We start from the raw sequence: 25,442 nt of genomic DNA on the forward strand, positions 1-25,442 counted from the left end.
TTGAATCCCGCTGATAACGGCGCCGCGTCGCGCGCGCTGCTGCTGATATCCGACCTGCATCTGAGCGAGGCGCTGCCGCGCACCGTCGATGCGTTCGAGCATTTCATCCGCGTCACCGCGCGCGATGCCGATTCGGTATTCATTCTCGGCGACCTGTTCGAGTATTGGATCGGCGACGACATGCTCGCGTCGCCGTTTGCACGACATATCGCCGAGCTGATGCATACGCTGTCCGAACGCGGCATCGCGTTGTATGTGATGCACGGCAACCGCGATTTCCTGCTCGGCCGCCGTTTCATGGCGGCTGCGGGCGCAATGCCGCTGCCCGATCCGTTCGTCATCACCGCCTTTGGCGAGCGCATCGTACTCACGCATGGCGACGCGCTGTGCACGGCCGATGTCGGCTATCAACGATTTCGCCGCATCGCGCGCACTACAGTCGCGCAGAGCCTATTCCTCGCGCTGCCGTTGCGCTGGCGTGAAAGGGTCGGCGAGAGCATGCGGCGCAAGAGCCTCGCTCGACCGGCGCAACCGTCGCCGCGGTATGACGCGACACCCGACGCGCTCGCACGCCTGTTCTCCGCGACCCATACCCGCACGATGATCCATGGCCACACGCATTTGCCCGCCTGCCATCATCAGCATGGCACCGCGCGCTGGGTGCTGCCGGACTGGGAGCTGGACCATGGTGCGCCGCGTGGCGGCTATCTGAGGATCGACGCAGACGGCATCCACGCACTGCCGCTCGATGTCTGCGGCGGCCCGACGCGGGCTATTTGTTCTGAATAACCTCGCCGAGCTTACGCAGATCTGCGATGCTAGACTGGCACCCGTCAAGTTGCTCCAAACGCGCCCCCAGGCGCTCGAGCGCTGCCACCAACTCATCGATCCGACTCGATTGCTGCGCGGCGTGATCGATGAGTCCGTGAATGGCTAGCGACATCGGGTCGTCGGCGTTCGGCGTCAGGCCATACGCAGCAAAGGGCTGTTTCAGCGGCATGTCTTCATGCTTGCCGCCCACCCCGTTGACGGGCGTGGCGCCGGGCGATGGCACGTTGGGCACGATCACGCGCGCCGGATTGCCGACCACCGTCGCCCCGGCGGGCACCGACTTCACCACCACGGCATTGGATCCGATCTTCGCGCCCTCGCCGACCGAGAAACCACCGAGCACTTGCGCGTTCGCGCCGACGATCACGCCAGCTTGCAGCGTCGGGTGTCGTTTGGCGCCGCGCGACAACGACGTGCCCCCCAGCGTGACGCCTTGATAGATCGTGCAATCATCACCCACCTCGGCCGTTTCGCCAATCACCACACCCATCCCGTGATCGATGAATACTCGTCGGCCGATGATCGCGCCTGGATGAATCTCGATACCGGTAAAAAACCGCCCTAGGTGCGACACGAAGCGCCCGAGCCAGCGCCACCCCGCTTGCCAGCAACGGTGCGCGAGCGAGTGGAACAGCAACGCGTGCAACCCAGGGTAACAGGTCAGTACCTCCCAAGTGCTGCGCGCAGCAGGGTCCTTCTGGCGGATGGCGGCGATGTCTTCGCGAAGTCTGTCAAACATGGCGACTCACAGAGCATAAGCGGGTCATTGTATTGAGATTTCGCACCGGCAGCGCGCCAGATCCGACACGCGGCCACTACCGATCGTCGCTACGCAAGCCCTGCGACTTCAGCAGGATATGCTTGGCGATACCCCGCACGATATTGACTTCCTCGCGCTCCAGGCCGGCCCGCGCAAACAACCGGCGCAACCGCGGCATCAGCTTCTTCGGGCTGGCGGGATCGAGGAAATCCAGCGCGATCAGCGCATTCTCCAGATGCACGAACATGCGCTCGATTTCGTCGTGTGACGCCAGCGACGAGGCCACGCCGGCGGGCGGCGTCTGCTGCGCGGTGTCCAATAGCGCCAGCCGCAACTCGTAAGCGAGCACTTGGACCGCCTGCGCGAGGTTCAGCGAGCTGTAGGCGGGATTGGCCGGAATATGTGCCAGCGCGTTGCAGCGCTCGACATCGGCATTGGACAACCCCGTGCGCTCGTTGCCAAACACCAGTGCGATATCGCCGGCCGCTGCCAAACCGCGAGCACGCGACGCGAGCGCGCGCGGCGCCAGCGTCGGCGGCCCCCACTCGCGCTCGCGCGCCGTCAGCGCCACGGACCAGTGCACGCCGGCCAACGCATCGGCCAGGGTGGGCACGACATGCGCGGCCGCTAATACGTCGCCCGCGCCGCTGGCCATCGCCTGCGCGTCGGGATCGGTGCGTACCGCCTCGAGCCGCGGGGCGACTAACACAAGCCGGGAGAAACCCATCGTCTTCAACGCGCGGGCCGCCGCGCCGACATTGCCGGGATGGCTTGGCTCGACGAGCACGAAGCGCACCGACGTAAAGCCGCCCGCCAAAGACGTCGAGTCGCCGCGCATGCGCGAAGGCGTGCCGGCCGAGCGCGAGCCTGCTGGAGACGAGCCTGCTGGAGACGAGCCTGCTGGAGACGAGCCTGCTGGAGACGAGCCTGCTGAGGACGGGCCTACTGAGGACGGGCCTACTGAGGACGAGCCTGCCAGGGACGAGCCGAGTGGAGTGACACTGTGATTCACGGTTCAGATTCGATGACCAAGGACTTCAATGGTATCGCGAGTGCGGCGGCACGGAACATGCGCCAACGCGCAGTGACGCTTGCTGATAAAATAACGGAATCATCATGCCGCCGCACGATCGACGTGCTGGCGCGTGTCGTTCTTGATCAATTCGTCAGCTCTGGCCGCGCGGTATCGCGCCGCGGCAGTTGCCCCGTGCCCAAGGAAAAAGCCCATGCATCCGATGCTCAACACCGCTGTCAAGGCCGCGCGCCGCGCCGGACAGATCATCAACCGCGCATCGTTGGACGTCGACCTGCTGCAAGTAACGAAGAAGCAGCACAACGATTTCGTCACCGAGGTCGACAAGGCAGCCGAGACGGCGATCATCGAGACATTGCACACCGCGTATCCAGACCATGGGTTCCTCGCTGAGGAATCCGGCGCCAGCGCCAGCGAATCCGAGTATCTGTGGATCATCGATCCGCTGGACGGCACGACGAACTTCATCCACGGCTTCCCGCAATACTGCGTGTCAATCGCGCTTGCCCATCGCGGTGTCGTCACGCAGGCGGTAGTCTACGACCCGACACGCAATGACTTATTCACCGCATCACGTGGCCGTGGTGCGTTCCTCAACGACCGGCGCATCCGCGTGTCACGGCGCGACCGCCTGGCCGACGGGCTGATCGGCACCGGTTTTCCGTTCTGCGATCAGAGCGGCCTGGACGAGTACCTGAAGCTGTTCAGCGAAATGACGCGTGCGTGCGCTGGCCTGCGTCGGCCGGGCGCGGCCGCGTTAGATCTCGCGTATGTGGCCGCCGGCTGCTATGACGGCTTCTTCGAGCAAGGCATTCAACCGTGGGACGTCGCGGCCGGCAGCCTGCTCGTCACCGAGGCGGGGGGCCTGGTCGGCAACTACACGGGTGATTCCGACTTCCTGTACCAGCACGAAATTGTCGCCGGCAACCCGAAGCAGTATGCGCAGATGGTGCAGATCCTGAAGCCGTACAGCCGGGTGGGAACGGCGGCCTGAACCGTAAAAGGGAACAGTCGCGGGTGCGCGTACACCCGCTGCTTCCGGCGTTCTGCCGTCGGCGCGTTGCGCTGGATCGAAAAAGTACCCGTTCGCGACCCGGCCAACCGCTTCGGATATCGACTGCGCGAAGAGCATCCATGCTACATCCTTTGATGCTTCCGTACCTCGACGTCGCACCGCACGCGCCGCAGCCCCTAAACCATGACGATTCGCCGACACTCGCTTGCCGACGCAACGCAGTCCACTAGCCCTCCTCCCTGCGTCGCTCAATCCTCAAACCAGACGCCGGGTCGCATCACGACTAATCGCGCGCCCATGTCCAATCCGGCGCTTCGCGATATCGGCTCGATACCGCCCTCTTCGTCCCGCGTGGCGAACACCGCCGGCGGCCCTAAGCCAAGCATGCTGGATGATGCAGCAAAAAAACTGGCGAGCGAGCTGTCGCCATGCTTGACTGTGCTGCGAGACATAGAACTGTTACGCAAAAAGCAGCGAAATGCCGCACGCGTGTTCCTGAGCGCCCACGCGCCGACAAACGATCTTTTCGCCATGAAGGCAGAGATCAGCCGCGCTGAAGAATCGATACACACGTTCATCAAGCTTTGCGCCGGCCCGTCCACCGCGAAAGCACTAAAAGCGCTGCAACTGAAGGATATTACCAACGCCGCGCATGCATACCTGACGCTGACCCAGGCCGCGATAGCCTCGCTTCAGGACGAAGTCGGGATCTCGCGCCCAAGTCTGGAAAGGCATTTGCCCATGAGCGGTCTATTTCCCGCTCGGGAAATCCCAGCTGCAGACGAAAACCTAAAGGCGCAGATCAGCGCGCTGCGGGCGCGAAGACAAAGCCTGATCGAAGCGCAACGTCTACTTAGCGAACTACCGCCAACATTTTGGAAAGCAATGGTTGGGCAAGCCATGGCAAGCGCCGACCCGTTTCGCCCTCCCTTCGCGGCAACACCGTTGTACATGGGCAAAGACGAGATGATCCGCCGCGCAGCGGAGGAAATCGACCAGGTATCGATTCAAATTTGGGCAAAATCGTTTTCCCTCAGTGCGTCCACACCACCCCGGGCACTCGATGGTCACTGGAAACTGCCCAATTTTTCGTTCTCCGAAACGTCTCAGGCTGAACACAAGCCCGCCGCCTCTGCCGAAGTACAACCGCCCTACAGCAACATCCGGTTACCGACGCCCTTACGGCCTAAGCTACAAATATGGCTCGCCCACCACTCGGCGTGCGTGAAGGAGCTGACACTTGCATTGGACGAAATAGCTCAATCTGCACTGCCTCAGCGTACGAGCCAACGTCCCCCGTTAAGGATGCAGCGCGGGCAAGCCAATCGTGAACCGTCAATGGGACGCTATCGCAACGCCCGCCTTGGCACGATACGGCACAACGCGCTAATGGTGACTCGGTACTGGCACGCCTATCATCTCGGCGCGCGAGACGACGCACATAAGAGATCGAACGGATATGACGGACTTTCGCTCGAGACATGGAGCGCCGGCTACGCGGCGCTGCTATGTTCGATCATGGACTCGCTATGGGAAAACCCGCTGCGCCCGCCCCTGTTGGATCCCACATCCGAACAGCAGTTCGTCCTGCGACTGATCGAGGAAACCAAGGTGGCGTCAGCGCTATTGGAGCACGTCGCCGCCAACCGGGATAAAAAGAACGACGAGCCGGGCCAGGATACCGAATTTTGCACGGCAATGCTCGATGGCATCGCCACCCACACGCATGCCGCCAGCCAAAAGCTACAAGCATGGATCGAAGAACAACAAGTATTCTCGCGGCCCGGCCAGTCGGCGCGCCGTGTCAGCACGGCCCGGAGCAGCGTCGGCAAACGCGACGAGGAAGCCGAAACCGTGATGCTCAGGCGATGGCTGCAGCCTTTCAAGGATGTGTATTTTGCCGATCGCTCCGTGCAAAATATCGAGGCCGGGATCCAGACAGTACTTAAAACCATCGTGTACGTACAAGATGCCGGATCGGCTGATCACGACTGGCTGGAGAATAGCCAACTGGAGCAAAGCAAGCAGTCCGCGCCAACGTCCAGATCCAAAGGCAAGAAGAAAAAAGCGCGTAAAGCCAAGCCCACACGCATGGACAATGCCGCTACGACGCCCACCCCGGCTGAGCGGCAACGCGCCGAATTCGACGCATTCAAAAAGCAGCTTCCCGATGACATTCCGGCCAACGCGCGAAAACAAATTGATCAACATCGCGAAGGAATGAAGGGCTTGATAGATGAAATTGGTCACGCCTTTGCGACAATAACGGCTGCCGATACGGCCCTTGACTCACGCGATACGACTGGCAAGTACATTGCACAGCTTCGCCTGGCCCAACAGCAATGCACTGGCATGGCCACAGTGGCTCGCGCACGCCGGCAGGACTTCGAGCAGAAAGAAGCCGAACTCGAATCGCTGGACCTGGACGACAAGTCCAAGCAAATGTTGCGTCATCGGCTCAGTCATCTGCTCACGGTCACGGATACCGATATTCGGCATCTGGAGCGCATCAGCAACGAGATCGACTCACTGTTCAAGCAGGCGCACGCCATCGAATGCCTACTCGCACCTTCGTTCAGTGCATTCAAGGGTCTTTGGGACGCAGGCGGGATAACGGTGGCGGGCGGGCACAATTGGACAAAAGTCGCGAAGAACACCGTGCACGAAAACTATATGTTGGAATATGAGCTCAGCCTGTCGCCGGAGTTGGTCAACGAGTTGGATCAACGGCTTGGCTCACTTACAAAGACGCCGAAATGGGTGCTTCATCTGCATTCACCGACGCCAAACAAAGCTGCGGTGCGCGTCGGTCATTTTAAGACTTGGCAAGAACGCACTGACGGCAATCCCGAACATCGCGGCATTATCCCGCCCGACATACTGCACGCGCTCATGGCCCAGTTGGACGAAACAGTCGAAAGAGCGGGCCGGAACGAACCCGGCCGGGCCGCTCAACGCCATGCCGCTGCGCAGCCGTCCTCCGATCGTGCGCGCCGGCGGCATCATCGTGCAGCGGTGAGCCGGCGCGGCTAGAAAATCACCACGATGTGCGTCGCGTCGCCGGCGGTGGACACGAGATGGCGTACCGATGTTTCCGCCCGGCAGCCATCGCACTGACACACGCACGTTGCCCAAACGGATTAGGACTTCGTCGTCCGTCACTGGCGGAATACACGTAAACTAGCGTCTTCAAGGTCGCGTCGACACGGCAGGGAACCGCCGCATGGTCGATATTCTGAAATTTGACAGACTGCTTGCATGACTGATGGAAAACGTGCCCGTTGGTGAACACACGCGGAACCACCCCGAATCGCCCGGGGGCCAATCCAACATGGCCAACATGGACTTGAGTAACGGCCAAGCGCCGAAACCGGCCGCCCTCGCGGAAATCGGCAACCACACACCGATGATGCGCCAATACCTCAGCATCAAGGCCGAGCACCCCGGCACGCTCGTGCTGTACCGAATGGGCGACTTCTACGAGTTGTTCTATGAGGACGCGGAAAAAGCGGCACGACTGCTCGATTTGACGCTCACGCAGCGCGGCGCGTCGGCAGGCAACCCGATCAAGATGGCCGGGGTGCCGCACCACTCGCTCGAGCAGTACCTGGCCAAGCTCGTGAAGCTCGGCGAGTCCGTGGCCATCTGCGAGCAGATCGGCGATCCGGCCACCTCCAAGGGTCCGGTCGAACGCAAGGTCGTACGCATCGTCACGCCCGGCACGCTAACTGACGCGGCGCTGCTCGCCGATAAGAGTGACGCGTACCTGCTCGCACTCGCGCCCGCGCACAACCGTCGCGGCACGTTAACCGGGGTCGGGCTCGCGTGGTTGAATCTGGCAAGTGGCGCGCTGCGGCTGACCGAGGTCGGCGCAGACCAGGTGGCGGCCGCGATCGAGCGCATCCGGCCGGCCGAGACGCTGGTGAGCGACAGCGCCGCGCAAGCGCTCACGCTGCCCGCAAGCGTCGGCACGCTGACACGGGTCCCTGAATGGCACTTCGACTCCGCCTCCGGCGCGCAACGCCTATGTGAACAGTTGGCGGTCGCCAGTCTCGACGGATTCGGCGCGCAAACGCTGGGCGCCGCATGCGGCGCGGCCGGCGCGTTGCTGCTGTACGCGGCACAGACCCAGGGGCAGCAGTTGCGGCACATCCGCTCGCTGAAGATCGAGCACGAGTCCGAGTACATCGGGCTCGATCCGGCAACACGGCGCAACCTCGAGTTGACCGAAACACTGCGCGGCACGGATTCCCCGACGCTGTTCTCGCTGCTTGACGTATGCTGCACGTCGATGGGCAGCCGCCTACTGCGCCACTGGCTGCATCATGCGCCGCGCAATCCATCTGTCGCGCGTGCCCGCCAGCAAGCGATTGGCGCGTTGCTCGACGGCCCGCCAGGCAACGATCTGGACGCGCTTCGCCACGCGTTGCGACAGATCGCCGACGTCGAGCGCATCACGGGCCGACTCGCGTTGCTCAGCGCACGGCCTCGCGATCTGGCCAGCCTGCGCGACACATTCAGCAAGCTGCCTGAGTTGCGCGAGCGAATCGCGCCGGTCATCGCGCACTCGACATCGCTGCAGCAGCTCGATGCATCGCTGCACGCTCCGCCTGAATGCACCGACCTGCTACAGCAGGCGATCGCGGCCGAGCCCGCCGCGATGGTGCGCGATGGCGGCGTCATTGCCCGCGGTTACGATGCCCAATTAGACGAGTTGCGTGACATCTCGGAGAACTGCGGACAGTTCCTCGTCGATCTAGAAAGCCGCGAACGTACCCGCACCGGCATCGCGAATCTGCGTGTCGAATACAACAAGGTCCATGGCTTCTATATCGAGGTCACGCGCGGGCAGACCGACAAAGTGCCGGACGACTACCGGCGGCGCCAGACATTGAAGAACGCGGAGCGCTATATCACGCCGGAGCTCAAGGCGTTCGAGGATAAGGCGCTGTCGGCGCAAGAACGCGCGCTCGCACGCGAACGTGCGTTGTACGACGCATTATTGCAGGCGTTGTTACCCCACATCGGCGATTGCCAGCGCGTGGCGTGCGCGCTGGCCGAGCTCGACGTGCTTGCCTCACTCGCCGACCGCGCACGTGCGCTGGACTGGGTCGCGCCATCGTTCGACGAACAGGCCGGTATCGAGATCGAACAAGGACGGCATCCAGTCGTCCAGGCCCAAGTCGAGCAGTTCATCGCAAACGATTGCCGGCTCGGCGCGACACGCAAGCTGCTGTTGATCACCGGACCGAATATGGGCGGCAAGTCGACGTTCATGCGGCAAACGGCGCTGATCACGCTGATGGCGTATGTCGGCAGCTATGTGCCGGCAAAGCAGGCCTGCTTCGGTCCCGTGGACCGGATCTTCACGCGGATCGGCGCCGCCGACGACCTCGCGGGCGGCCGCTCGACGTTCATGGTCGAGATGACCGAAGCCGCCGCGATTCTGAATGATGCGACGCCACACAGCCTTGTGTTGATGGACGAAATCGGTCGAGGCACATCGACCTTTGACGGGCTCGCGCTCGCGTGGGCCATCGCGCGCCACTTGATCTCGCACAACCAGAGCTATACGCTATTCGCCACGCACTACTTCGAGCTCACACAGTTGCCGGCGCAATGCCCAACGGCGGCAAACGTACACCTGTCCGCGGTCGAGCATGACCATGGGATCGTGTTCCTGCACGCGGTCAACGAAGGTCCGGCAAACCAAAGTTACGGCTTACAGGTTGCGCAACTGGCCGGCGTCCCGCAGCCGGTGATTCGCGCAGCCCGCCGTCACCTATTGCTGCTCGAACAGCAAACGGCCGGCCAGCCGGCGCCGCAACTCGATTTGTTTGCCCCGGCGTCGCTCGCGGTCGATGAAACGACCGAGCCGCGCTGCGAGCAACCGGTAGGCGCGGCGGACCTCGCCACGCCGCAAGCGCGGCCCGAAGCGCCCCACGCCGCAGTCGAGCGGTTGCGCAGCCTCGACCCAGATGCGCTGCGCCCACGTGATGCACTCGAATTGCTGTATGAACTGCGCGCGCTTGTCGAGCGCGCGGATCGTGAGTCCCGCTGAGTTGTCACCGCGCATGCCACCCCATCACGCGCGAAAGCACTGCACGGCGGTGGCGATGCACACGCTCGCGTCCGCGCTAGTCGTGCTGCTTGCTGTGCGTGGGCCGGACGCACAGGCGGCTCCTGATGCGCCCATGGTCGATGGCGTGCGCTTCGCCGTGATCGCGGGCCTGCCGCCGTCGCTGTCGAGCGACGCGGCCACACGGGCGCTACTCGACATGCTGCGACGCACCCCGAGGCTGCAGTTCGCGGTATGGGACGGCGCGCTGCGCCGGTCAGGCGAGCCGTGCGTCGACGCGCTGTTCGCCGCGCGCCGCACGCTGCTCGACACGTCTCCGATACCCCTCGTCGTGATACCGGGCCGCCACGACTGGGAGGACTGCGACAGCCAGCCTGCCGGAGGCTTTGATCCGGTCGAGCGACTCGACTTCGTGCGTCAAACGTTCTTCGACCAACCGCACTCGCTCGGCAACAGGGCGATGCATGTCGTGCGGCAAAGCGACCTGCCGCGTTTCCGACAGTATCGCGAGAACCTGCGCTGGGAAACAGGTAGGATCGCCTTCGTGACACTGAACGTGCCGGACGGCAACAATCACTATTCGAGTGCCGGCGGACGCAACGGCGAATTCGAGGATCGGGCGGTCGCCAATGCGTTCTGGTTGCGACACGCCGGGGAATATGCAAAGCGCCGCAAGCTTAAGGCGATCGGCGTATTGATCGACGCCGATCCCCACTTTGAGCGCTACGAGCAACGCGAGCGCTTTGCCTGGCTGAGATGGGGTCGCGGCTTGCCGCGCGATGGGTATGTCGAGTTCAAGCGGACGCTGGTCGAGCTGTCGCGCAGCTTCAGCGGCGCGGTCGTGCTGATTCACAACGCGAGCCATGACACGTTGCCGTGCGTGCAAATCGACCAGCCATTGCACGATGACCGCGGCAAGCGTGTCAAGAACTTCACCCGAATTGCGATCGCGCGAGCCGGCCGTCATCCACAGTGGCTCGATATCCGGGCCGAACCGGCACATTGGCCGGTGTTCCACGTCAGCGAACGTGCATGGCCTGATGCAGCCCGGTTCGCGGCAATACCGCCCGCCTCTTGCCTGCCGGGCACCGTATCGCCACCCGGCGACGTCGGCGCCACCGCGGCGGCGCCGACGCCGGGCTCCGCGATCACCGCACCCGAACGAGGATCGGACGCGGCACCGGCCAACGGACTGTGGATGCCGGGCAGAACCACGACGCCGGCCAATGGGCTATGGACGCCGGGCAGAACCACGGCGCCGCCCACCGGACTCTGGCCAGTACCTGCGCAGCGCACCGGCTCCGCGCGCTCCGGCCATACCAACATCCGGCGCGGCGCCAGCCGGCTCATCGAATGACGACACGCCAGACGAGAAGCCCTCAGCTCGGCCCCGCACCGAACCTTCAGGACGCACATCAGCCGGCGCGCCGCGACCCGACCCCGATCCCATCCGCCCTTAGGCGTGTCAGGACGCCGGCTGACGGCCCGCCTCGCACCGGGGCAAACACTCGACGGTCAATGCAGCGTCGGCGACGAGCCATCATCGTCCTGGTCGTCATCCGCGTCCGGGTCGATGACTTCCAGTCCATCGGCGCCATGCGCGTGCTCATGCTCGACCTCATCGGCAGTGGCCTCGCGCACGTCTCTGACCGTCAGCGAAAAGCGCAAAGCCATGCCGGCCAACGGATGATTGCCATCGAGCACGACCTTGTCCTCGGCGAGATCAGTCACCGTGTAGATCAGTGTATCGACGTCGTCGTCCCCGCCTTCGGGCGTGCCCTCGAACTGCATGCCGACTTCGAGCGGCTCAGGAAAGCGTTCTCGAGGCTCAATCTTGACCAGTTCAGGATCGTAGTCGCCGAACGCGTCGGCAGGCTCGAGCTGGATCTGCGTCGAAAATCCCGCCTCGTGGCCTTCTAGCACTTCCTCGATCTTCGGGAACGTGCCATCATAGCCGCCGTGCAGATAAACCATCGGCTCGTCGCTTTCCTCGATCAGGTTGCCCTGCGCATCCGACAGCTTGTAGGCGACAGAAACGACGGTGTTCTTCGCGATTTTCATTCGACTCTCCAGAATACAAGCTCCATTATACGATGCCTGTGCGGCCCTCCCCACCGGCGCCGCGGATGTTGTCGCGCGCCGTTTCGACGCGTATGCCGGCCACCCCGCCCGCGTTTGTCCCCCCACCCCGCCCCGACGTGCCAATTCCACTGCTTGGCGGCCTGACACCGGCACAGTTCATGCGCCGCTACTGGCAGAAAAAGCCGTTGCTGGTTCGACAGGCGCTGCTCGACATCCATTCTCCGATCACCCGGCAGTGCCTATTTGACCTCGCGCAACGTGACGATGTCGAGTCACGCATGATCCGGCAGCGTGCGTTGCGCGGCGAGGTGCGCTGGCAGCTCGAACATGGGCCATTCGAACGCTTGCCGTCCACGCGTCAGCGTCAATGGACGCTGCTCGTGCAGGGCGTGAACCTGCACGTGCCGGCCGCGCACGCGCTGATGAGCCGGTTCCGCTTCCTGCCGGATGCGCGGCTGGACGATGTGATGATTTCGTATGCGACCGATGGCGGTGGCGTAGGACCGCATTTCGACTCGTACGACGTGTTCTTGCTTCAGCTGCACGGCCGACGACGCTGGCGTATCGGCACGCAGCGGGACCTTTCGCTGCGCCCGGGCTTGCCGCTGAAAGTGCTGCAGCATTTTGAGCCAAGCGAGGACTGGATCCTTGAGCCAGGTGACATGCTTTATCTGCCGCCACACATCGCGCACGATGGTATCGCGCTGGGCGAGTGCATGACCTGTTCAATCGGCTTTCGCGCGCCACTTAACGGCGAGCTATCTGAGCAATTCCTGTATCATGCTGCTGAACGCGCAGCGCAGGCACGTGGCGCATCGCGCCGCTACGCGGATCCGAATCAGCCGCCCGTGAGCGAGCATCCGGCCGCGCTGCCCCCGGCGCTGGTCGACCACGTCGTGGAACTGGTCGAGCGGATGCGTTGGTCGCGTGCGGACATCGCGGAATTTGTCGGCAGCTACCTGAGCGACCCGAAGTCGAGTGTTTTTTTTGATCCACCGGTGCGCTTACTGTCGCGTCATGCGTTTGTTTCGCGCATCATCGAAAACGGCATCGAACTCGATCCGAAAACGATTTTGCTATACGACGACACGCGCTATTACTTGAACGGGGAATCAGCGACGCTGGTACGAAGCTTACGTAAAACCATTACCACGTTAGCCGATCAGCGAGCTCTTCCAGGGAAAAAATTTGTAACACTCTCTCACCATTCGTCCATGACACAGTTGTTGTACGAATGGTATCGTGCGGGCTGGATACGGATTGGCAGGCCATAGGCGGCTGGCCTTCGGTATTCCGCGATGTGAAATTTTGTCTGGAAAAGACAACGAACCGGCCCTAGATTTATCGACGGTCGATATGAAAGTGCATATAATTCCTGCCCAAGCCGTAGGTGTGAGGGATGCGACAAGCATGCGACCCACCAGCGGCCATAGGTGGGTGTTGAAGCACACAATACCGGTATTATTCGCGCTGTTGCTTACCTGTAACCATAAAAGGACGTGATCATGAAGAAATCCCTCCTCGTAGCATCTCTGTTGGCAGTGATGGCTCTGGCGGCTTGCGGCAAGAAGGACGAAAGCGCAGGTCCGGTTGCTGCGAGCGACGCTGCTGCCGCATCGGCTCCGGCTGCTGCTTCGGCTGCTTCGGACGCGGCCGCTGCCGCTTCGGGCGCTGCTGCTGCGGCCGTCGACGCTGCTTCGGGCGCTGCGGCTGCTGCGATCGACGCTGCTTCGGCTGCTGCCGCGGCTTCGGGCGCAAGCCAGTAATCGCCGTCAGCGAAAAAACCGGCCTGCGGGCCGGTTTTTTTTTGTCTTGGCGCCGCACGGCAGCGGCACACGCACCGCACTTAAAGCGCTTGCCAGCCGAATCCGTCATCTTGTGTCGCGACGATCACATCGGCCGAGGACGCACCGAGGACCGTCGCCAACGCATCGCGCGCAAGCTCGGGTAAATTGTTCTGCTGCGACAGGTGGGCGGCGACAATGCAGCGCAGCTTCGAGCGGTCGATCGCCGCCAAGATCGCCGCCGCTTCGTCATTGTTTAAGTGTCCGTGCATGCCGCCGATCCGGGCCTTCAGCGATGGCGGATAGCGGCTTTGCGCGAGCATGCGCACGTCGTGGTTACATTCCAGTACCAAGCCGTCGCAGCCATCCAGCATCTGGATAATGTGCGGCGTCGACGTGCCCACGTCAGTCAGCACGCCAACGCGCTGCTGTCCATCGCCGAACACGAACTGCAGCGGCTCGCGCGCGTCATGCGGCACAGTGTACGGCAGCAATTCCAAGTCGCCGATGCCAACTGTCTCCCCGCCCCACAACACTCGCCATTCGACGCCCCTAGCATCGTCTGCGCCGACCGCCAGCGCCGTGCCCCAACTCATGTAGAGCGGAATCGAAGCCCGCCGAGCAACGGTCAGCGCGCTGCCGATGTGGTCAGCGTGCTCATGTGTGATCACGATCGCGTGCAACGCATCGAGCGTGACATCCAAGCGGGCGAGTCGCCGCTCGAGTTCACGCGCGGAAAACCCGCAATCGAGCAGCACGCGAGTCGTCGTGGCGCCGTCTTGCGCCTCGACGAGCAGCGAGTTGCCGTCACTGCCGCTGCCTAGGCTCGCAAAACGCACGGCATCACGCGATCAGTAGGTTGCAATCCGGACGGGCTCAATTCAACTGCTGATGCAAGGCCGCCACCAGCCGCTGTGCATCGCTGGACGTATCAAGTTGACCGCTCGAGTCGATCACCGCGACCTGCGTGGCGCCGTCGCCTTTCGGGCGCACGTTGACCAGGTACTCCTTAGCGATGACATTCGGCTTGCCGCCATAGATCAACTTGCCAAGCAAACCCTCCCGCTTGATCTCCTGCACTGGATCATTAAAACGGACGTAATAGATGCCGCGTTCACGATCGCGGTTGTCGACGGCAAAGTCCGTGCGATCGAGCGCCAGGCCGACGCGCAACCACGCGCGATCGAACGACTCGGCCAAGTCGAGCATCGATGCGCCTGCGCTGCCGACCGCCACCTCCACCTTCGGGCCGGTATGCCGCGCGCCGTCGATCAACTGCTGGGCTTGCTTGTCAGTCAACCCAAACTTCTGCATCAGTTGCGCATAGATCGCCGCCTCCAGCTTCGGATCACGCGGCCGCTCGACCCAGCGCGACGACGTCTTGTCCCGTCCGGTCAGCACTTCTTCCCTCGCGGTGTGCGATATCGTGATCACGGTGGCGTTGCTGTTCGCATTGCGCTCGACCAGCATGCGGAAGCGATCGCGCGTGCCCGACGAGTACACGAAGTCCAATAGCTTGCCCACCGAGTTGCGGAACCAGTCGCCCGGGATCTGCGCGCGGTTCTCGGCCCAGTCCGTCTCGATGATCCCCGTTGCCGGCGAATCCGTTTTCAGCACGAAGCCATTCTGCTCCCAGAACGCCTTGAGTTGCGGCCACAATTCGTCCGGCGTGCGCCCGTTGACCACTAGCCAGCGGCGCGTGCCATCCTGCTCCACGTGCATCCCATAGGGATCCTGCGCGGTGGGCAGGCCCTCGGTCGTATTGCCGGCCGGCGTCGTGGCCCGCGTTGGCTGCCCGCCCAGGCTCGCGGTCGTGGACGGAGCGACATAACGCTGGTCCAGCGGCGCAGCCTTCAAATCCGCCGGCACCTCGAGCCGCGGCGCGGAAGTCGTGTTCTGGTAGTCGACGCGATCCGGAGCGAGCACGTCATTGAGCGTGTCGCAACCTGCCAGCGACAACACAGCAACCGCCCATACCGTCACGCGCAACCTGCGCGCGGAGAAATCAAAACGTTCCATGAAATCCTTCGTGATGCGAACGATATCTGCTGACCCGGCCATGCAACCGTCCCGGCAGGGCGCGGTCAACTGGCCAGCCCCGCGTCGCGCAGCGCGGCGCGTACCGTTTCATGATGTTGATCGGCCAGCGGTGTCAGCGGCAGGCGGATGCCGCCGCGGATTTTGCCCATCTGCTGCAATGCCCACTTGACCGGAATCGGGTTCGACTCGGCGAACAGGTGCTTGTGCAGCGACAACAGCTTCAGGTGGATTGCCCGCGCGGTCTTCGCATCACCGGCGATCGCGGCGCGGCACAGCTCGCTCATCGCGCGCGGCGCCACGTTGGCTGTGACCGAGATATTGCCGTGTCCGCCCAGCAGCATCAATGCGATCGCGGTCGGATCGTCGCCGCTGAAAATCGAGAAATCGGCCGGTGCTGCGTTGATCAAATGCGCCGCGCGATCGATATTGCCGGTCGCATCCTTCACGCCCACAATGCCCGGCACCTGAGCGAGCCGCAGGATCGTCTCGTTGCTCATGTCGGCGACGGTACGGCCCGGCACGTTGTACAGGATCACCGGCAGGTCTACCGCCTCGGCGATCGACCTGAAATGCCGGTACATCCCTTCCTGCGTCGGCTTGTTGTAGTACGGCACAACCTGCAGCGACGCGTCGGCGCCGACCTCCTTGGCCGCCCGGGTCAACTCGATCGCTTCGGCAGTCGAGTTGCCGCCCGCGCCGGCGATAATCGGGATGCGGCGCGCCGCATGCTTGACCGCCGTCTCGACCAGCAACACATGCTCCGGGACCGATACCGTCGCCGACTCGCCGCTCGTGCCGACCACGACCAGTGCATCGCTACCCTCTTCGATATGCCAGTCGATCAGCGCGCGCAGCGCCGCAAGGTCCAGCGCCCCGTCATCGAGCATCGGCGTGACGATCGCCGGGATGCTACCGCCAATCGATGTTGCTTGCGTTGCTTGGCTCATGAAACTGTCTGAAAAATCAATCGTTAAACTGGGATTGTAGCGGATTGACCGGGCAAATCGTATCTCGTTGGCCCGTCATATGACCCCGTTTCGCGGTCACGCACGTCACCGCCGCTTTCTCGAACGGCGCATAGCCGCTGCACAAACGCGGGCTTGGGCCCGGCAACAAAGCCGTCCTCAAACGCAACGACGCGCAACGCAGCGTGCCGCGCCACTTCCAGCAGCTCGCCCGAGCGTAACAGGAAGCGCGGGTTCGAGGGCCGCCCCAGCGTTTCGTGGCCCTGCGCGAACGTCTCGTACAGCAGCACGCCACCCGGCGCCAGCGCCTCGGTCAAGTCATCGAACAGCGGGCGATGCAGATACTGCGTGACGACGACAGCCGCGAAGCGCTGGTGCGCCTCGAAGGGCCATGCCGCGCTATCCTCATCCGGCTCCAGGTCGGCATGCACGATGCGCACCGTCGGCAATTCGGCCAGCGCGGCCAATGCCTGCGCATCGCGATCCAGCGCGACGACCGAATGGTTGCGCTGGGCAAACCAGCGCACATGCCGGCCGCTGCCGCACGCCACGTCAAGCACAACGCCATCGCGCGGCACCAGATGGGCCCATCGGCGGACCCACTCGGAGGCAGCGGGGATCGCCATCAGCTGTACGACAGCCCCATTGCCTCGCGCACGTCGCGCATCGTCTCATGAGCCAATTTGCGCGCCTTGTCGCAGCCGTCCGCGACAATCGCGCGCAGCAGTGACGGGTCGTCCATATACTTCTGTGCCCGCTCGAGCATCGGCTGCTGCTCGCGCAGAATGCCGTCGATCACCGGCTGCTTGCACTCTAAGCAGCCGATCCCGGCGCTGCGGCAACCGCGCTGCACCCATTCGTGCGTCGGTTGATCCGTATAGACCTGATGCAACTGCCATACCGGACATTTGTCCGGATCGCCCGGATCGCTGCGGCGCACGCGCGCCGGGTCGGTCGGCATCGTGCGGACCTTTTTCTCGATCGACACCTTGTCTTCCCGCAGCCTGATCGTATTGCCGTACGACTTGGACATCTTCTGTCCATCGAGCCCCGGCATCCGCGATGCCTCGGTCAGCAGTACCTGTGGCTCGACCAGAATGATCTTGCGCGAGCCTTCGAGATAGCCAAACAGCCGCTCACGGTCACTCATCGACAGGCTTTGCGACTCCTGCAGCAGCGCGCGCGCCTGCTCCAGCGCCTCTTCGTCGCCCTCCTGCTGATAAGCATTGCGCAACTCGTGGTACAGCTTGGAGCGCTTGCCGCCGAGTTTGCGCGCTGCCTCGTTGGCCTTGTCCTCAAAGCCCGGTTCGCGCCCATATAGGTAATTGAAGCGGCGCGCGATCTCGCGCGTCATTTCCACGTGCGGCACCTGGTCCTCGCCCACCGGCACCAGCGACGCGCGGTACAGCAGGATGTCCGCGGCCATCAGCACCGGATAGCCGAGAAAGCCGTACGTGCCCAGATCCTTGTCGCGCAGCTTCTCGATCTGCTCCTTGTAGGTGGGCACCCGCTCGAGCCAGCCAAGCGGCGTGCTCATGCCCAGCAGCAGTGACAACTCCGCGTGCTCCTGCACGCGGCTCTGAATAAACAGCGTGGCCTGCGCCGGGTCAATGCCAGACGCGAGCCAGTCGATCAGCACTTCCCACACATTGTTCTCAATCACATCCGGTGTTTCATAGTGCGTCGTCAGCGCATGCAGATCGACCACGCAGAAAAAGCACGGATACTCGGATTGCAGCTTGATCCAGTTCTTCAGCACACCGTGGTAATGGCCAAGGTGCAGTGAGCCGGTCGGGCGCATGCCGGAGAAGATACGGTCGGGGAACATGGTATCGAGAGGTCGAATGTGAGGAAATCGTCGGAGTCTGGCCAATGCCCGCTCAGACGTGGCTGAACAAAGAAACGATCGGACGCAATAGGCCAAACACGACATCGTAGCCCACGTTCACCAGCGGACGCAGCCACAATGTATCGAGCACACGCGTCATCACTAGCGCCATCACGATGAAAAAGCCGTAAGGCTCGATCTTCGCGAAGCGGTACGCGGCGCGCACCGGCAACAGCGCGGCGAGCACGCGGCCCCCATCGAGCGGCAGCAGCGGAAACAGGTTCAGCGCGCATAGCACCAGGTTCACCGCGACACCGGCTGACGCCATGCGCACAAAAAACGGCTCCTCGACGCCGAAGCCGCGCAGTCCGATCGCAATACAGGCCCACGCGAGCGCTTGCAGCAAGTTGCATGCGGGACCCGCGAGCGCGACCCAGAGGCTGTCCCAGCGAGGATTACGCAAGCGACCAAAATCGACTGGCACCGGTTTCGCATAGCCGAAAATGAACGCACCGCTGGTCGCAAACAACATCATCAGCGGGATCAAGATCGTACCCATCGGATCGATGTGACGCATCGGATTGAGTGAGATACGCCCCATTAGGTACGCGGTATTGTCACCGAAGCGGCGGGCGACGATGCCATGCGCCGCTTCATGCAACGTGATCGCGAAGAGCAGCGGCAACGCGCTGACCAAGATTGTCTGTACGAGAGAGTCCATCACGCTATTGTAACAAGGCGCTGATAGCCAACCGCGCGCACGCGACGTGCCGCACGCCGTGCCGGCCAGGACTCACCGCACGAGCCCGAAAGGCTCCAACGGGCCGCGGCCGGCCCGCACGAGCACTGGCTCGTCCCCGGTCAAGTCGATCACGCTCGACGGCTCGACCGCGCACGCGCCCCCGTCGATCACAAGGTCGAGTTGTTTTTCCAGCCGCGCGCGGATCGCTTCGGGTTCGTTCTGCGGCTCATCGTCGCCGGGCAAGATCAACGTTGACGCGATCACCGGCTGCCCAAGCGCCTCGAGCAGCGCAAGTGTGATCGCGTGATCCGGCACGCGCAGCCCGATGGTCTTACGCGACGGATGCGACAGGCGCCGCGGCACTTCCTTGGTCGCCTGCAAGATGAACACGTAGGGGCCCGGCGTGACGGACTTGATCAGACGATACTGTCGGTTGTCTACCATCGCGAACGTCGCCAATTCGGACAGGTCGCGTACCATCAGCGACAAATGCCGGCGCTCGTCAAGACCGCGTATGCGTCGCAACTGCTCGACGGCAGCCTTGTCGTCGAGATGGCAGGCAAGCGCATAACTCGAATCGGTCGGCAACGCGACAACGCCGCCGCCGTCGATGATCTGCGCGGCCTGTTTGATCAGCCTCGGTTGCGGGTTGTCCGGGTGGATGCGGAAGTATTGGGACATTGATCGGTTAGAGCCAGCGGGTCCACACCGGCGTCAGGTCCGACGGCAAGGGCGGCAGAGTGCCGAGCTCGGTTGCGCCGTCGCTAGGCGCATGGAAATCGGAACCGCGCGAGGCCTGCAAGCCGAAGCGCCGTGCCACTTGCGCATATTCGCGGTACTGGTCCGGCGTATGGCTGCCGGTCACCACCTCGATCGCCTCGCCACCGAGTTGCTTGAACGTCGAGAGCAACGTGTCAAATTCTAACGGCGTGTACTGGTAGCGCCCCGGATGCGCGAGCACTGCCACGCCGCCCGCGCCGAGAATCCATCCCATTGCATCCTCGAGCGTGGCCCAGCGATGTGGCACATACCCCGGCTTGCTCTCAGCAAGGTAACGGGTGAATACGTCGGCGGTGGACACCGCATAGCCCGCGTCGACGAGAAAGCGCGCAAAGTGCGTGCGCGAGATCAAGTCCGGATTCGATACATAGCGCAGCGCGCCTTCGTACGCGTGATCGATGCCGACCTCGGCGAGCCGCCGGCCGATCTCGACCGCCCTTGCCTGCCGGCCACTGCGCGTCACCGCCAGCCCATCGACCAGCGCGCGGTTGCCTTCATCGATGCCCAGCCCCACCACGTGGATAGTACGCGACGCCCACGTCACCGAAATCTCGACACCGGTCACATAGCGCATCTGCAGCGCCGCGGCGGCCGCGCGCGCCTGCGCGATGCCGCGCACCTCGTCGTGGTCGGTCAGCGCCCACAACTGCACGCCGCCGTCAGCCGCGCGGCGCGCAACGTCGGCGGGCGACAGGCGTCCGTCAGAAAGGGTCGAGTGGCAATGTAGATCAGCATTCATGGTCGTTCACGGCAGGTCCGACCATTCTACTGCAAGCGCGGCGCAGCGGTCCGCGCCACCGCGCGCCATGGTGCAGCGCCGTGACGGATCAGGCGCAAAACGCGTCGATCAACGCCGCCACCTGCTCCGGCTGGTCATGATGCAGCATATGGCCCGCGTCCGCGATGGTCTTCTGCTGCCAGTGCGTGAACGCCCGGAACCGCGCCTTGAACACCGGGATCGGCACATCGCCGGCCAGCGCGTGCAATGTCGGCGAATCGACAGCCTCGACATGCAACACCTTCGCGCTCACGCGCGCCCACACCGCCATCACCTCGTCGAGGCGGTACGGCAGCGGCCCCCGCAGCTTGTGCGCGGGATCCGCCAGTAACTCGAAGCGCCCATCCGTGCGCTGGCGCGACCAGTGTGTCGCCAGGAATGCGGCACGCGACGGCGCCAGGCGCGGGTTAGTCTTGGTCAGCCGTGCCGCCACCTCATCCAATGACGCATAGGTCTTCAGCGTGGGCGGCTGACGCAATTCATCGAGCCAGTGCTCGATACGCGCGCCAGCATGGGCGGGGTTGGACGCCGGCAGGCCGAATCCCTCCAGGTCCACGACGCGACGCACCCGGTGCGGCCGCACGCCGGCGTACAGGCAAGCCAGATTCGCCCCCATGCTATGGCCGACCAGGTTCACCGGCCTTTCAGGAGCGTACCAATCCAGCAACGCGTCAAGATCCGCCAGGTAGTCATGGAACCCATAATGTCCGCCGTGCTGCTGCACGGGCCAGTCCGACAATCCGAATCCCCGTGCGTCGGGTGCGATCACGCGCCAGTTCCCGCCTAGCGCGTCGACGACAAACTGGAACGATGCCGATACGTCCATCCAGCCGTGCAGCATGAACAATACCGGCGCGTCATCCGGGCCCCAGCAACGCACATGCAGATTCACGCCGCGCACCGTGAAGAACTTGGAGGTTGAAGCATTCATCTGACCGCCCCAAAAAACGAATGATCGTTCGATTATAGCGGCGCCTACGCTGCAGTGCATCGTGATGCTGACTCATGTGGCATGATGCTGTCCCGCTCCGTCACGCGTCGGCTCAGCTCATCGGCTCGTCGGTTCGTCGCGTTGGCTCGGCTCATGTCACAAAAACGCGTCGGGATGGTTCAGTGCGGCAAGCTCCGCGTCGTCAAAGCCCGCCGCGCGACGTGCATCGACATTGAATGGGCCCTTCAGCCGCGGCGCGCGATATGCACGCGCAAGCCGGGCGTAGGTGGGCAGCGGCGCGATGCCGGCGCGCTCGCACAACCAACGGAACCAATGGTTGCCGATCCGCACATGCCCGATCTCATCGCGCAGAATGACGTCGAGGATGCGCGCGGCGGCAAGGTCGCCAGCCTGCTCGAGCTTGCGGCGAATCGGCGGCGACGCATCGAGTCCGCGTGCCTCCAGCGTGCGCGGCACCAGCGCGATACGCGCGAGCACGTCCGCACGCGTGCGCTCGGCCATCTCCCACAGCCCGTCGTGCGCCGGAAAGTCTCCGTACGCATACCCGAGCGTGCCCAGATGATCGGACAACAGCGTGAAGTGATACGCTTCCTCTTCGGCCACGGTCAGCCAATCGCGATAGAACGCCTCGGGCAACGCCGGAAATCGCCAGATCGCATCAAGTGCGAGATTGATCGCGTTGAACTCGATATGCGCCAGCGCGTGCAGCAGCGCCGCTCGTCCCTGCTCCGTATGCATGCTGCGCCGCTCCAGGCGCTCGGGCGCGACGCGCTGCGGACGCGCCGGGCGGCCCGGCACGCCCGGCGGCTCGCCGAGCGTGCGATTCGCATCGATGACAACCCCGCCCGAGCGCCAATGCGTGCCGAGCGCAGCCACTGCATCGACCTTGCGGCGCGGATCGGTGAGCAGGAGCGTCTCCAGTGCACGCTGGCGCAAGCAGGACTGAACGAGCGACTCGACCATATTGATGTTTCCTCATGCTGGCGGCGCTCAGACGGCAACCGCGGTAACGGGCCGCGCGCAGCCCGGACGCCGCCGCTGACGCGCCGGTACAATATCGTTTTGGGCAATGTCCCGTGGCATGCATTTTACCGGCGCGCTCGCGCGTCACGGACGGTCTGGCCGGCGGGGCCGGACTTCGACAAGGAGGCAGTGTGGCGATCTACAAGCTCGGCGAGGACGCGCCGACGATCCATGAATCTGCATTCGTCGCCGACAGCGCAACGGTGATTGGCCAGGTCGTGCTCGCCGAAAACACCAGCGTATGGTTCTCGGCGGTGTTGCGTGGCGACAACGAGCCGTTGACGATCGGCGCCGGCAGCAACGTGCAGGACGGCGTGGTAATGCATACGGATCCGGGCTTTGCGCTGACCATCGGCACGAACGTATCGATTGGGCACCAGGCGATGTTGCACGGATGCACGGTCCATGACAACACGTTGATCGGCATCCAAGCCGTGGTGATGAACGGCGCGGTGATCGGCCGCCATTGCCTAGTGGGCGCCGGCGCGGTGGTCACCGAGGGCAAGACGTTTGCGGACAATTCGCTGATCCTCGGTGCGCCGGCGCGCGTGGTACGTCAGCTCGACGATGACGAGATCCAAGCTCTGCACAGGAACGCGCGCAGTTACATCGAGCGGCGCCAGCTGTTCAAGGAAAACCTGGTGCGCATCGGCTGATCCGGACCCTCGGGCAAGCCCGACGCCGCGCCGTTATCCATTTATCGTAGTCGAGGAAAGTCAGTCGTGACAGACCAGTTGCAAAAGTTCATGTTCGAGGCCGCGCCGGTGCGTGGCGAAGTCGTCACGCTGGAAAAGACGTGGCAGGAAGTCCTCGTGCGTCGTGGCTATCCAGTACCGGTGCGCACGCTGCTTGGCGAAATGTTGGCCGCCGCTGCGCTGCTGTCGGCCAACATCAAGTTCGATGGCACGCTGGTCGTGCAGATACTGGGCGACGGGCCGGTCAAGATGCTGGTTGTGCAGTGCCGCTCCGACTTGTCGATGCGGGCGACGGCCAAGCTGGGTAGCGAATGTGACACATTGAGCGACACCGCGTCGCTGACCGAGTTGGTCAACGCGAACGGTCGTGGGCGCTGTGTCATCACGCTGGATCCGCACGAAAAGCTTCCCGGCCAGCAGCCGTACCAGGGCATCGTACCTTTGACCAACGCGCACGATGGCCCGCTGGACAGCGTCGCGCAGGTACTCGAGCACTATATGCGCCACTCGGAGCAGCTCGACACGCGGTTGTGGCTGGCGGCCGACGAACGGCGCGCGGTCGGGATGCTGTTGCAGAAATTGCCCGGCGACGGCGGGATCGTGCCGCGCGCCGTGCAGACCGACGCCGACACGTGGGACCGGGTCTGCCACCTCGGCTCGACGCTGAAGACCGACGAGATGCTCGCGGCCGACCCGGATACGCTGATGCGGCGATTGTTCTGGCAAGAGAACGTCAGCCGCTTCGACCCCGCGCCGACGCGTTTCAACTGTACCTGCTCGCGCGAAAAGGTCGGTGGGATGCTGCAAATGCTCGGACGTGACGAGATCGACAGCATCCTGGTCGAGCAAGGCCATGTGGAAGTGCATTGCGAGTTCTGCAACCAGCGCTATGCATTCGACGCGGTCGACGCCACGCAACTTTTCCACGGCAATGAACGCTCATTGAACGTCGCGGCCACGCCAAGCCAGCAGCGACATTGAACGGCGGATCAGCGCAGAAAACGCGGCCAGCGCGCCATCGCGCACGGCGAGCACGACGAACACGGCATGACGCTGCCGACGGAGATCGACATGAACAGGTATTCCCCTCGCGCCACCGTGGCGGCGTTTGGCGCTCTGGCCGCCGCGTCAGCATTGCTGCTCGGCGGCTGCGCCGTCAGTTACCCGCCCACCCCGCAGACCGTGCTGAGCCAGTTGCCGGAGTCGCCCCGCCACGCACCCACGCCGTTGACCCCGGCAGAAAAACGGCGCTATGACGAAATCGGTCGCCAGGTGTTGCGCGAACAGGACGCGGCCATGCAGGCTGACGCGCTCGCGCGCGCGTGGTCCCGGTATCCGTACGCGGTCACGCCGGCGTATGGCGGATACTACAGCGGACGCTGGGGACCCGGCTGGGGTGTCGGCAGCGGATGGGGCTATCCGAGGTATTATCCGGGCTGGTGATGCTGCGGATTGGACCTGCCGCGACCGGTGCCAACGCGCTAGCGATGTCCGACGTTACCGCCGGATCCCGCAAGCAACGCCGGCTACCGACATCACCACCGGATCCCGAGCACCGCCGGATCCCGGCATCGCTGCCGGATCAATAAGCAGGATTATGCCGCCCCCTTGCGCTGTCGGCACGTCGCACAGCCGTGTCCTTCGCGACCCGGCTGGCCTTCATCTTCATGCGCGGCTCGGGATTCGGCACCACGCGCATCGGTTGGGCCGACACCTGAGCGCGCGTGGACATGATTGACGACGCAGCCGTCGCGGACACGGTTGAGGCGTTCGGCGACACAAACTGCACGAACACCTCACTGTCCTTGATCATCCCCATCTCGTAGCGCGCTCGCTCCTCCACCGCGGCGGTCCCGGCTTGCAGGTCCTGCACTTCGCCGGCGATCCGCTCATTGCGCAGCTTCAAGTCATTGTTTTTCTTCTGTTGCGCCGCGAGTTGCTGCTGCAGCTCGTGCACGTGCAGCCAGCCGCCGTGGCCCCACCACAACGGAAACTGGATCAGCACGATTAATCCGATCAAGACAACGGTAACGAGCCGCATAACGAGCTGCCGCC

The 25,442-nt window shown here is 63.6% G+C and carries 25 protein-coding genes; 10 read left to right on the forward strand and 15 right to left on the reverse strand.

All coding sequences use genetic code 11. The annotated features are described in order from the left end of the window. Window positions 1-789, forward strand: a complete 789-nt coding sequence (locus tag B0O95_RS06760) for a UDP-2,3-diacylglucosamine diphosphatase (RefSeq protein WP_104077214.1) — start codon at window positions 1-3, stop codon at window positions 787-789. On the opposite strand, the gene cysE is transcribed toward B0O95_RS06760, so the two are convergent. Then, window positions 773-1,570 (reverse strand): serine O-acetyltransferase, encoded by a 798-nt coding sequence (cysE, locus tag B0O95_RS06765; protein WP_104077215.1) that lies wholly within the window; start codon window positions 1,568-1,570, stop codon window positions 773-775. The two genes, B0O95_RS06760 and cysE, sit on opposite strands and share 17 nt — an antisense overlap. A gap of 76 nt (window positions 1,571-1,646) precedes the next feature. Further along, window positions 1,647-2,429: an RNA methyltransferase gene (locus B0O95_RS06770; protein WP_104077216.1), complete on the reverse strand. Its 783-nt coding sequence runs from the start codon at window positions 2,427-2,429 to the stop codon at window positions 1,647-1,649. A 388-nt stretch (window positions 2,430-2,817) separates the two neighbouring features. Between B0O95_RS06770 and B0O95_RS06775 the strand changes: the two genes are divergently transcribed. Next, entirely contained in the window at window positions 2,818-3,618 is an 801-nt protein-coding gene (locus B0O95_RS06775; protein WP_104077217.1) for an inositol monophosphatase family protein, read from the forward strand. A gap of 269 nt (window positions 3,619-3,887) precedes the next feature. On the opposite strand, the gene B0O95_RS15435 is transcribed toward B0O95_RS06775, so the two are convergent. Further along, window positions 3,888-4,091, reverse strand: coding sequence for a hypothetical protein (locus B0O95_RS15435; protein WP_146064011.1), 204 nt, complete (start codon window positions 4,089-4,091; stop codon window positions 3,888-3,890). Between the two features lie 79 nt (window positions 4,092-4,170). Between B0O95_RS15435 and B0O95_RS06780 the strand changes: the two genes are divergently transcribed. The 3 genes from B0O95_RS06780 to B0O95_RS06790 all read left to right on the forward strand — a co-directional run bounded on the left by B0O95_RS06780 (window position 4,171) and on the right by B0O95_RS06790 (window position 11,075). Then, a complete protein-coding gene (locus B0O95_RS06780; RefSeq protein ID WP_146064012.1) occupies window positions 4,171-6,672 on the forward strand; it encodes a hypothetical protein in 2,502 nt (833 codons plus the stop codon). 307 nt (window positions 6,673-6,979) lie between these two features. Next, a complete protein-coding gene (mutS, locus tag B0O95_RS06785) occupies window positions 6,980-9,700 on the forward strand; it encodes a DNA mismatch repair protein MutS (RefSeq protein WP_104077300.1) in 2,721 nt (906 codons plus the stop codon). A gap of 55 nt (window positions 9,701-9,755) precedes the next feature. Then, window positions 9,756-11,075, forward strand: a complete 1,320-nt coding sequence (locus B0O95_RS06790; RefSeq protein WP_158249454.1) for a hypothetical protein — start codon at window positions 9,756-9,758, stop codon at window positions 11,073-11,075. Between the two features lie 158 nt (window positions 11,076-11,233). On the opposite strand, the gene B0O95_RS06795 is transcribed toward B0O95_RS06790, so the two are convergent. Continuing rightward, a complete protein-coding gene (locus tag B0O95_RS06795) occupies window positions 11,234-11,779 on the reverse strand; it encodes an FKBP-type peptidyl-prolyl cis-trans isomerase (RefSeq protein ID WP_104077220.1) in 546 nt (181 codons plus the stop codon). Window positions 11,780-11,811: 32 nt separating this feature from the next. Between B0O95_RS06795 and B0O95_RS06800 the strand changes: the two genes are divergently transcribed. After that, window positions 11,812-13,074 (forward strand): cupin domain-containing protein, encoded by a 1,263-nt coding sequence (locus B0O95_RS06800; RefSeq protein WP_104077221.1) that lies wholly within the window; start codon window positions 11,812-11,814, stop codon window positions 13,072-13,074. Between the two features lie 231 nt (window positions 13,075-13,305). Then, window positions 13,306-13,566: a hypothetical protein gene (locus tag B0O95_RS15815; protein WP_158249455.1), complete on the forward strand. Its 261-nt coding sequence runs from the start codon at window positions 13,306-13,308 to the stop codon at window positions 13,564-13,566. Between the two features lie 80 nt (window positions 13,567-13,646). On the opposite strand, the gene B0O95_RS06815 is transcribed toward B0O95_RS15815, so the two are convergent. From B0O95_RS06815 to B0O95_RS06860, 10 genes are all read right to left on the reverse strand, one after another. Further along, a complete protein-coding gene (locus B0O95_RS06815) occupies window positions 13,647-14,423 on the reverse strand; it encodes an MBL fold metallo-hydrolase (RefSeq protein WP_104077222.1) in 777 nt (258 codons plus the stop codon). A 37-nt stretch (window positions 14,424-14,460) separates the two neighbouring features. Further along, window positions 14,461-15,603: an outer membrane protein assembly factor BamC gene (gene bamC, locus B0O95_RS06820; protein ID WP_104077302.1), complete on the reverse strand. Its 1,143-nt coding sequence runs from the start codon at window positions 15,601-15,603 to the stop codon at window positions 14,461-14,463. A gap of 65 nt (window positions 15,604-15,668) precedes the next feature. Further along, complete coding sequence (gene dapA, locus B0O95_RS06825) at window positions 15,669-16,571, reverse strand: 4-hydroxy-tetrahydrodipicolinate synthase (protein ID WP_104077223.1); 903 nt, start codon at window positions 16,569-16,571, stop codon at window positions 15,669-15,671. 23 nt (window positions 16,572-16,594) lie between these two features. Continuing rightward, complete coding sequence (locus B0O95_RS06830) at window positions 16,595-17,215, reverse strand: class I SAM-dependent methyltransferase (RefSeq protein ID WP_104077224.1); 621 nt, start codon at window positions 17,213-17,215, stop codon at window positions 16,595-16,597. After that, the gene (locus tag B0O95_RS06835) at window positions 17,215-18,417 is read right to left on the reverse strand and encodes a tryptophan--tRNA ligase (RefSeq protein WP_104077225.1); all 1,203 of its coding nucleotides are present in this window, start codon (window positions 18,415-18,417) and stop codon (window positions 17,215-17,217) included. Before B0O95_RS06835 ends, B0O95_RS06830 begins: the two co-directional genes overlap by 1 nt. 52 nt (window positions 18,418-18,469) lie before the next feature. Next, window positions 18,470-19,138 (reverse strand): site-2 protease family protein, encoded by a 669-nt coding sequence (locus tag B0O95_RS06840; protein ID WP_076786733.1) that lies wholly within the window; start codon window positions 19,136-19,138, stop codon window positions 18,470-18,472. 72 nt (window positions 19,139-19,210) lie between these two features. Continuing rightward, window positions 19,211-19,840, reverse strand: a complete 630-nt coding sequence (locus B0O95_RS06845) for an L-threonylcarbamoyladenylate synthase (RefSeq protein ID WP_104077226.1) — start codon at window positions 19,838-19,840, stop codon at window positions 19,211-19,213. A 7-nt stretch (window positions 19,841-19,847) separates the two neighbouring features. After that, window positions 19,848-20,678 carry a 3',5'-nucleoside bisphosphate phosphatase gene (locus B0O95_RS06850; RefSeq protein WP_076786729.1) on the reverse strand — a complete coding sequence of 277 codons (831 nt, stop codon included), beginning with the start codon at window positions 20,676-20,678 and terminating at the stop codon, window positions 19,848-19,850. A gap of 88 nt (window positions 20,679-20,766) precedes the next feature. Further along, on the reverse strand, window positions 20,767-21,648 hold the full coding sequence (locus tag B0O95_RS06855; RefSeq protein ID WP_199180447.1) for an alpha/beta fold hydrolase: 882 nt from the start codon (window positions 21,646-21,648) through the stop codon (window positions 20,767-20,769). A 156-nt stretch (window positions 21,649-21,804) separates the two neighbouring features. After that, window positions 21,805-22,632, reverse strand: coding sequence for a ferritin-like domain-containing protein (locus B0O95_RS06860; RefSeq protein WP_104077228.1), 828 nt, complete (start codon window positions 22,630-22,632; stop codon window positions 21,805-21,807). 191 nt (window positions 22,633-22,823) lie between these two features. Between B0O95_RS06860 and B0O95_RS06865 the strand changes: the two genes are divergently transcribed. From B0O95_RS06865 to B0O95_RS06875, 3 genes are all read left to right on the forward strand, one after another. Then, window positions 22,824-23,348: a gamma carbonic anhydrase family protein gene (locus B0O95_RS06865; RefSeq protein ID WP_076795579.1), complete on the forward strand. Its 525-nt coding sequence runs from the start codon at window positions 22,824-22,826 to the stop codon at window positions 23,346-23,348. A 66-nt stretch (window positions 23,349-23,414) separates the two neighbouring features. After that, window positions 23,415-24,368, forward strand: a complete 954-nt coding sequence (hslO, locus tag B0O95_RS06870) for an Hsp33 family molecular chaperone HslO (protein WP_104077229.1) — start codon at window positions 23,415-23,417, stop codon at window positions 24,366-24,368. A gap of 90 nt (window positions 24,369-24,458) precedes the next feature. After that, window positions 24,459-24,830, forward strand: a complete 372-nt coding sequence (locus B0O95_RS06875) for a hypothetical protein (protein WP_104077303.1) — start codon at window positions 24,459-24,461, stop codon at window positions 24,828-24,830. A gap of 139 nt (window positions 24,831-24,969) precedes the next feature. Here the strand turns inward: B0O95_RS06875 and ftsB are convergent, their stop codons facing one another. Next, window positions 24,970-25,428 (reverse strand): cell division protein FtsB, encoded by a 459-nt coding sequence (gene ftsB / locus B0O95_RS06880; protein ID WP_104077230.1) that lies wholly within the window; start codon window positions 25,426-25,428, stop codon window positions 24,970-24,972. Between the last annotated feature and the right edge of the window lie 14 nt (window positions 25,429-25,442).

It is taken from the genome of Mycetohabitans endofungorum (assembly GCF_002927045.1).
Taxonomy (GTDB): Bacteria; Pseudomonadota; Gammaproteobacteria; order Burkholderiales; family Burkholderiaceae; genus Mycetohabitans; species Mycetohabitans endofungorum.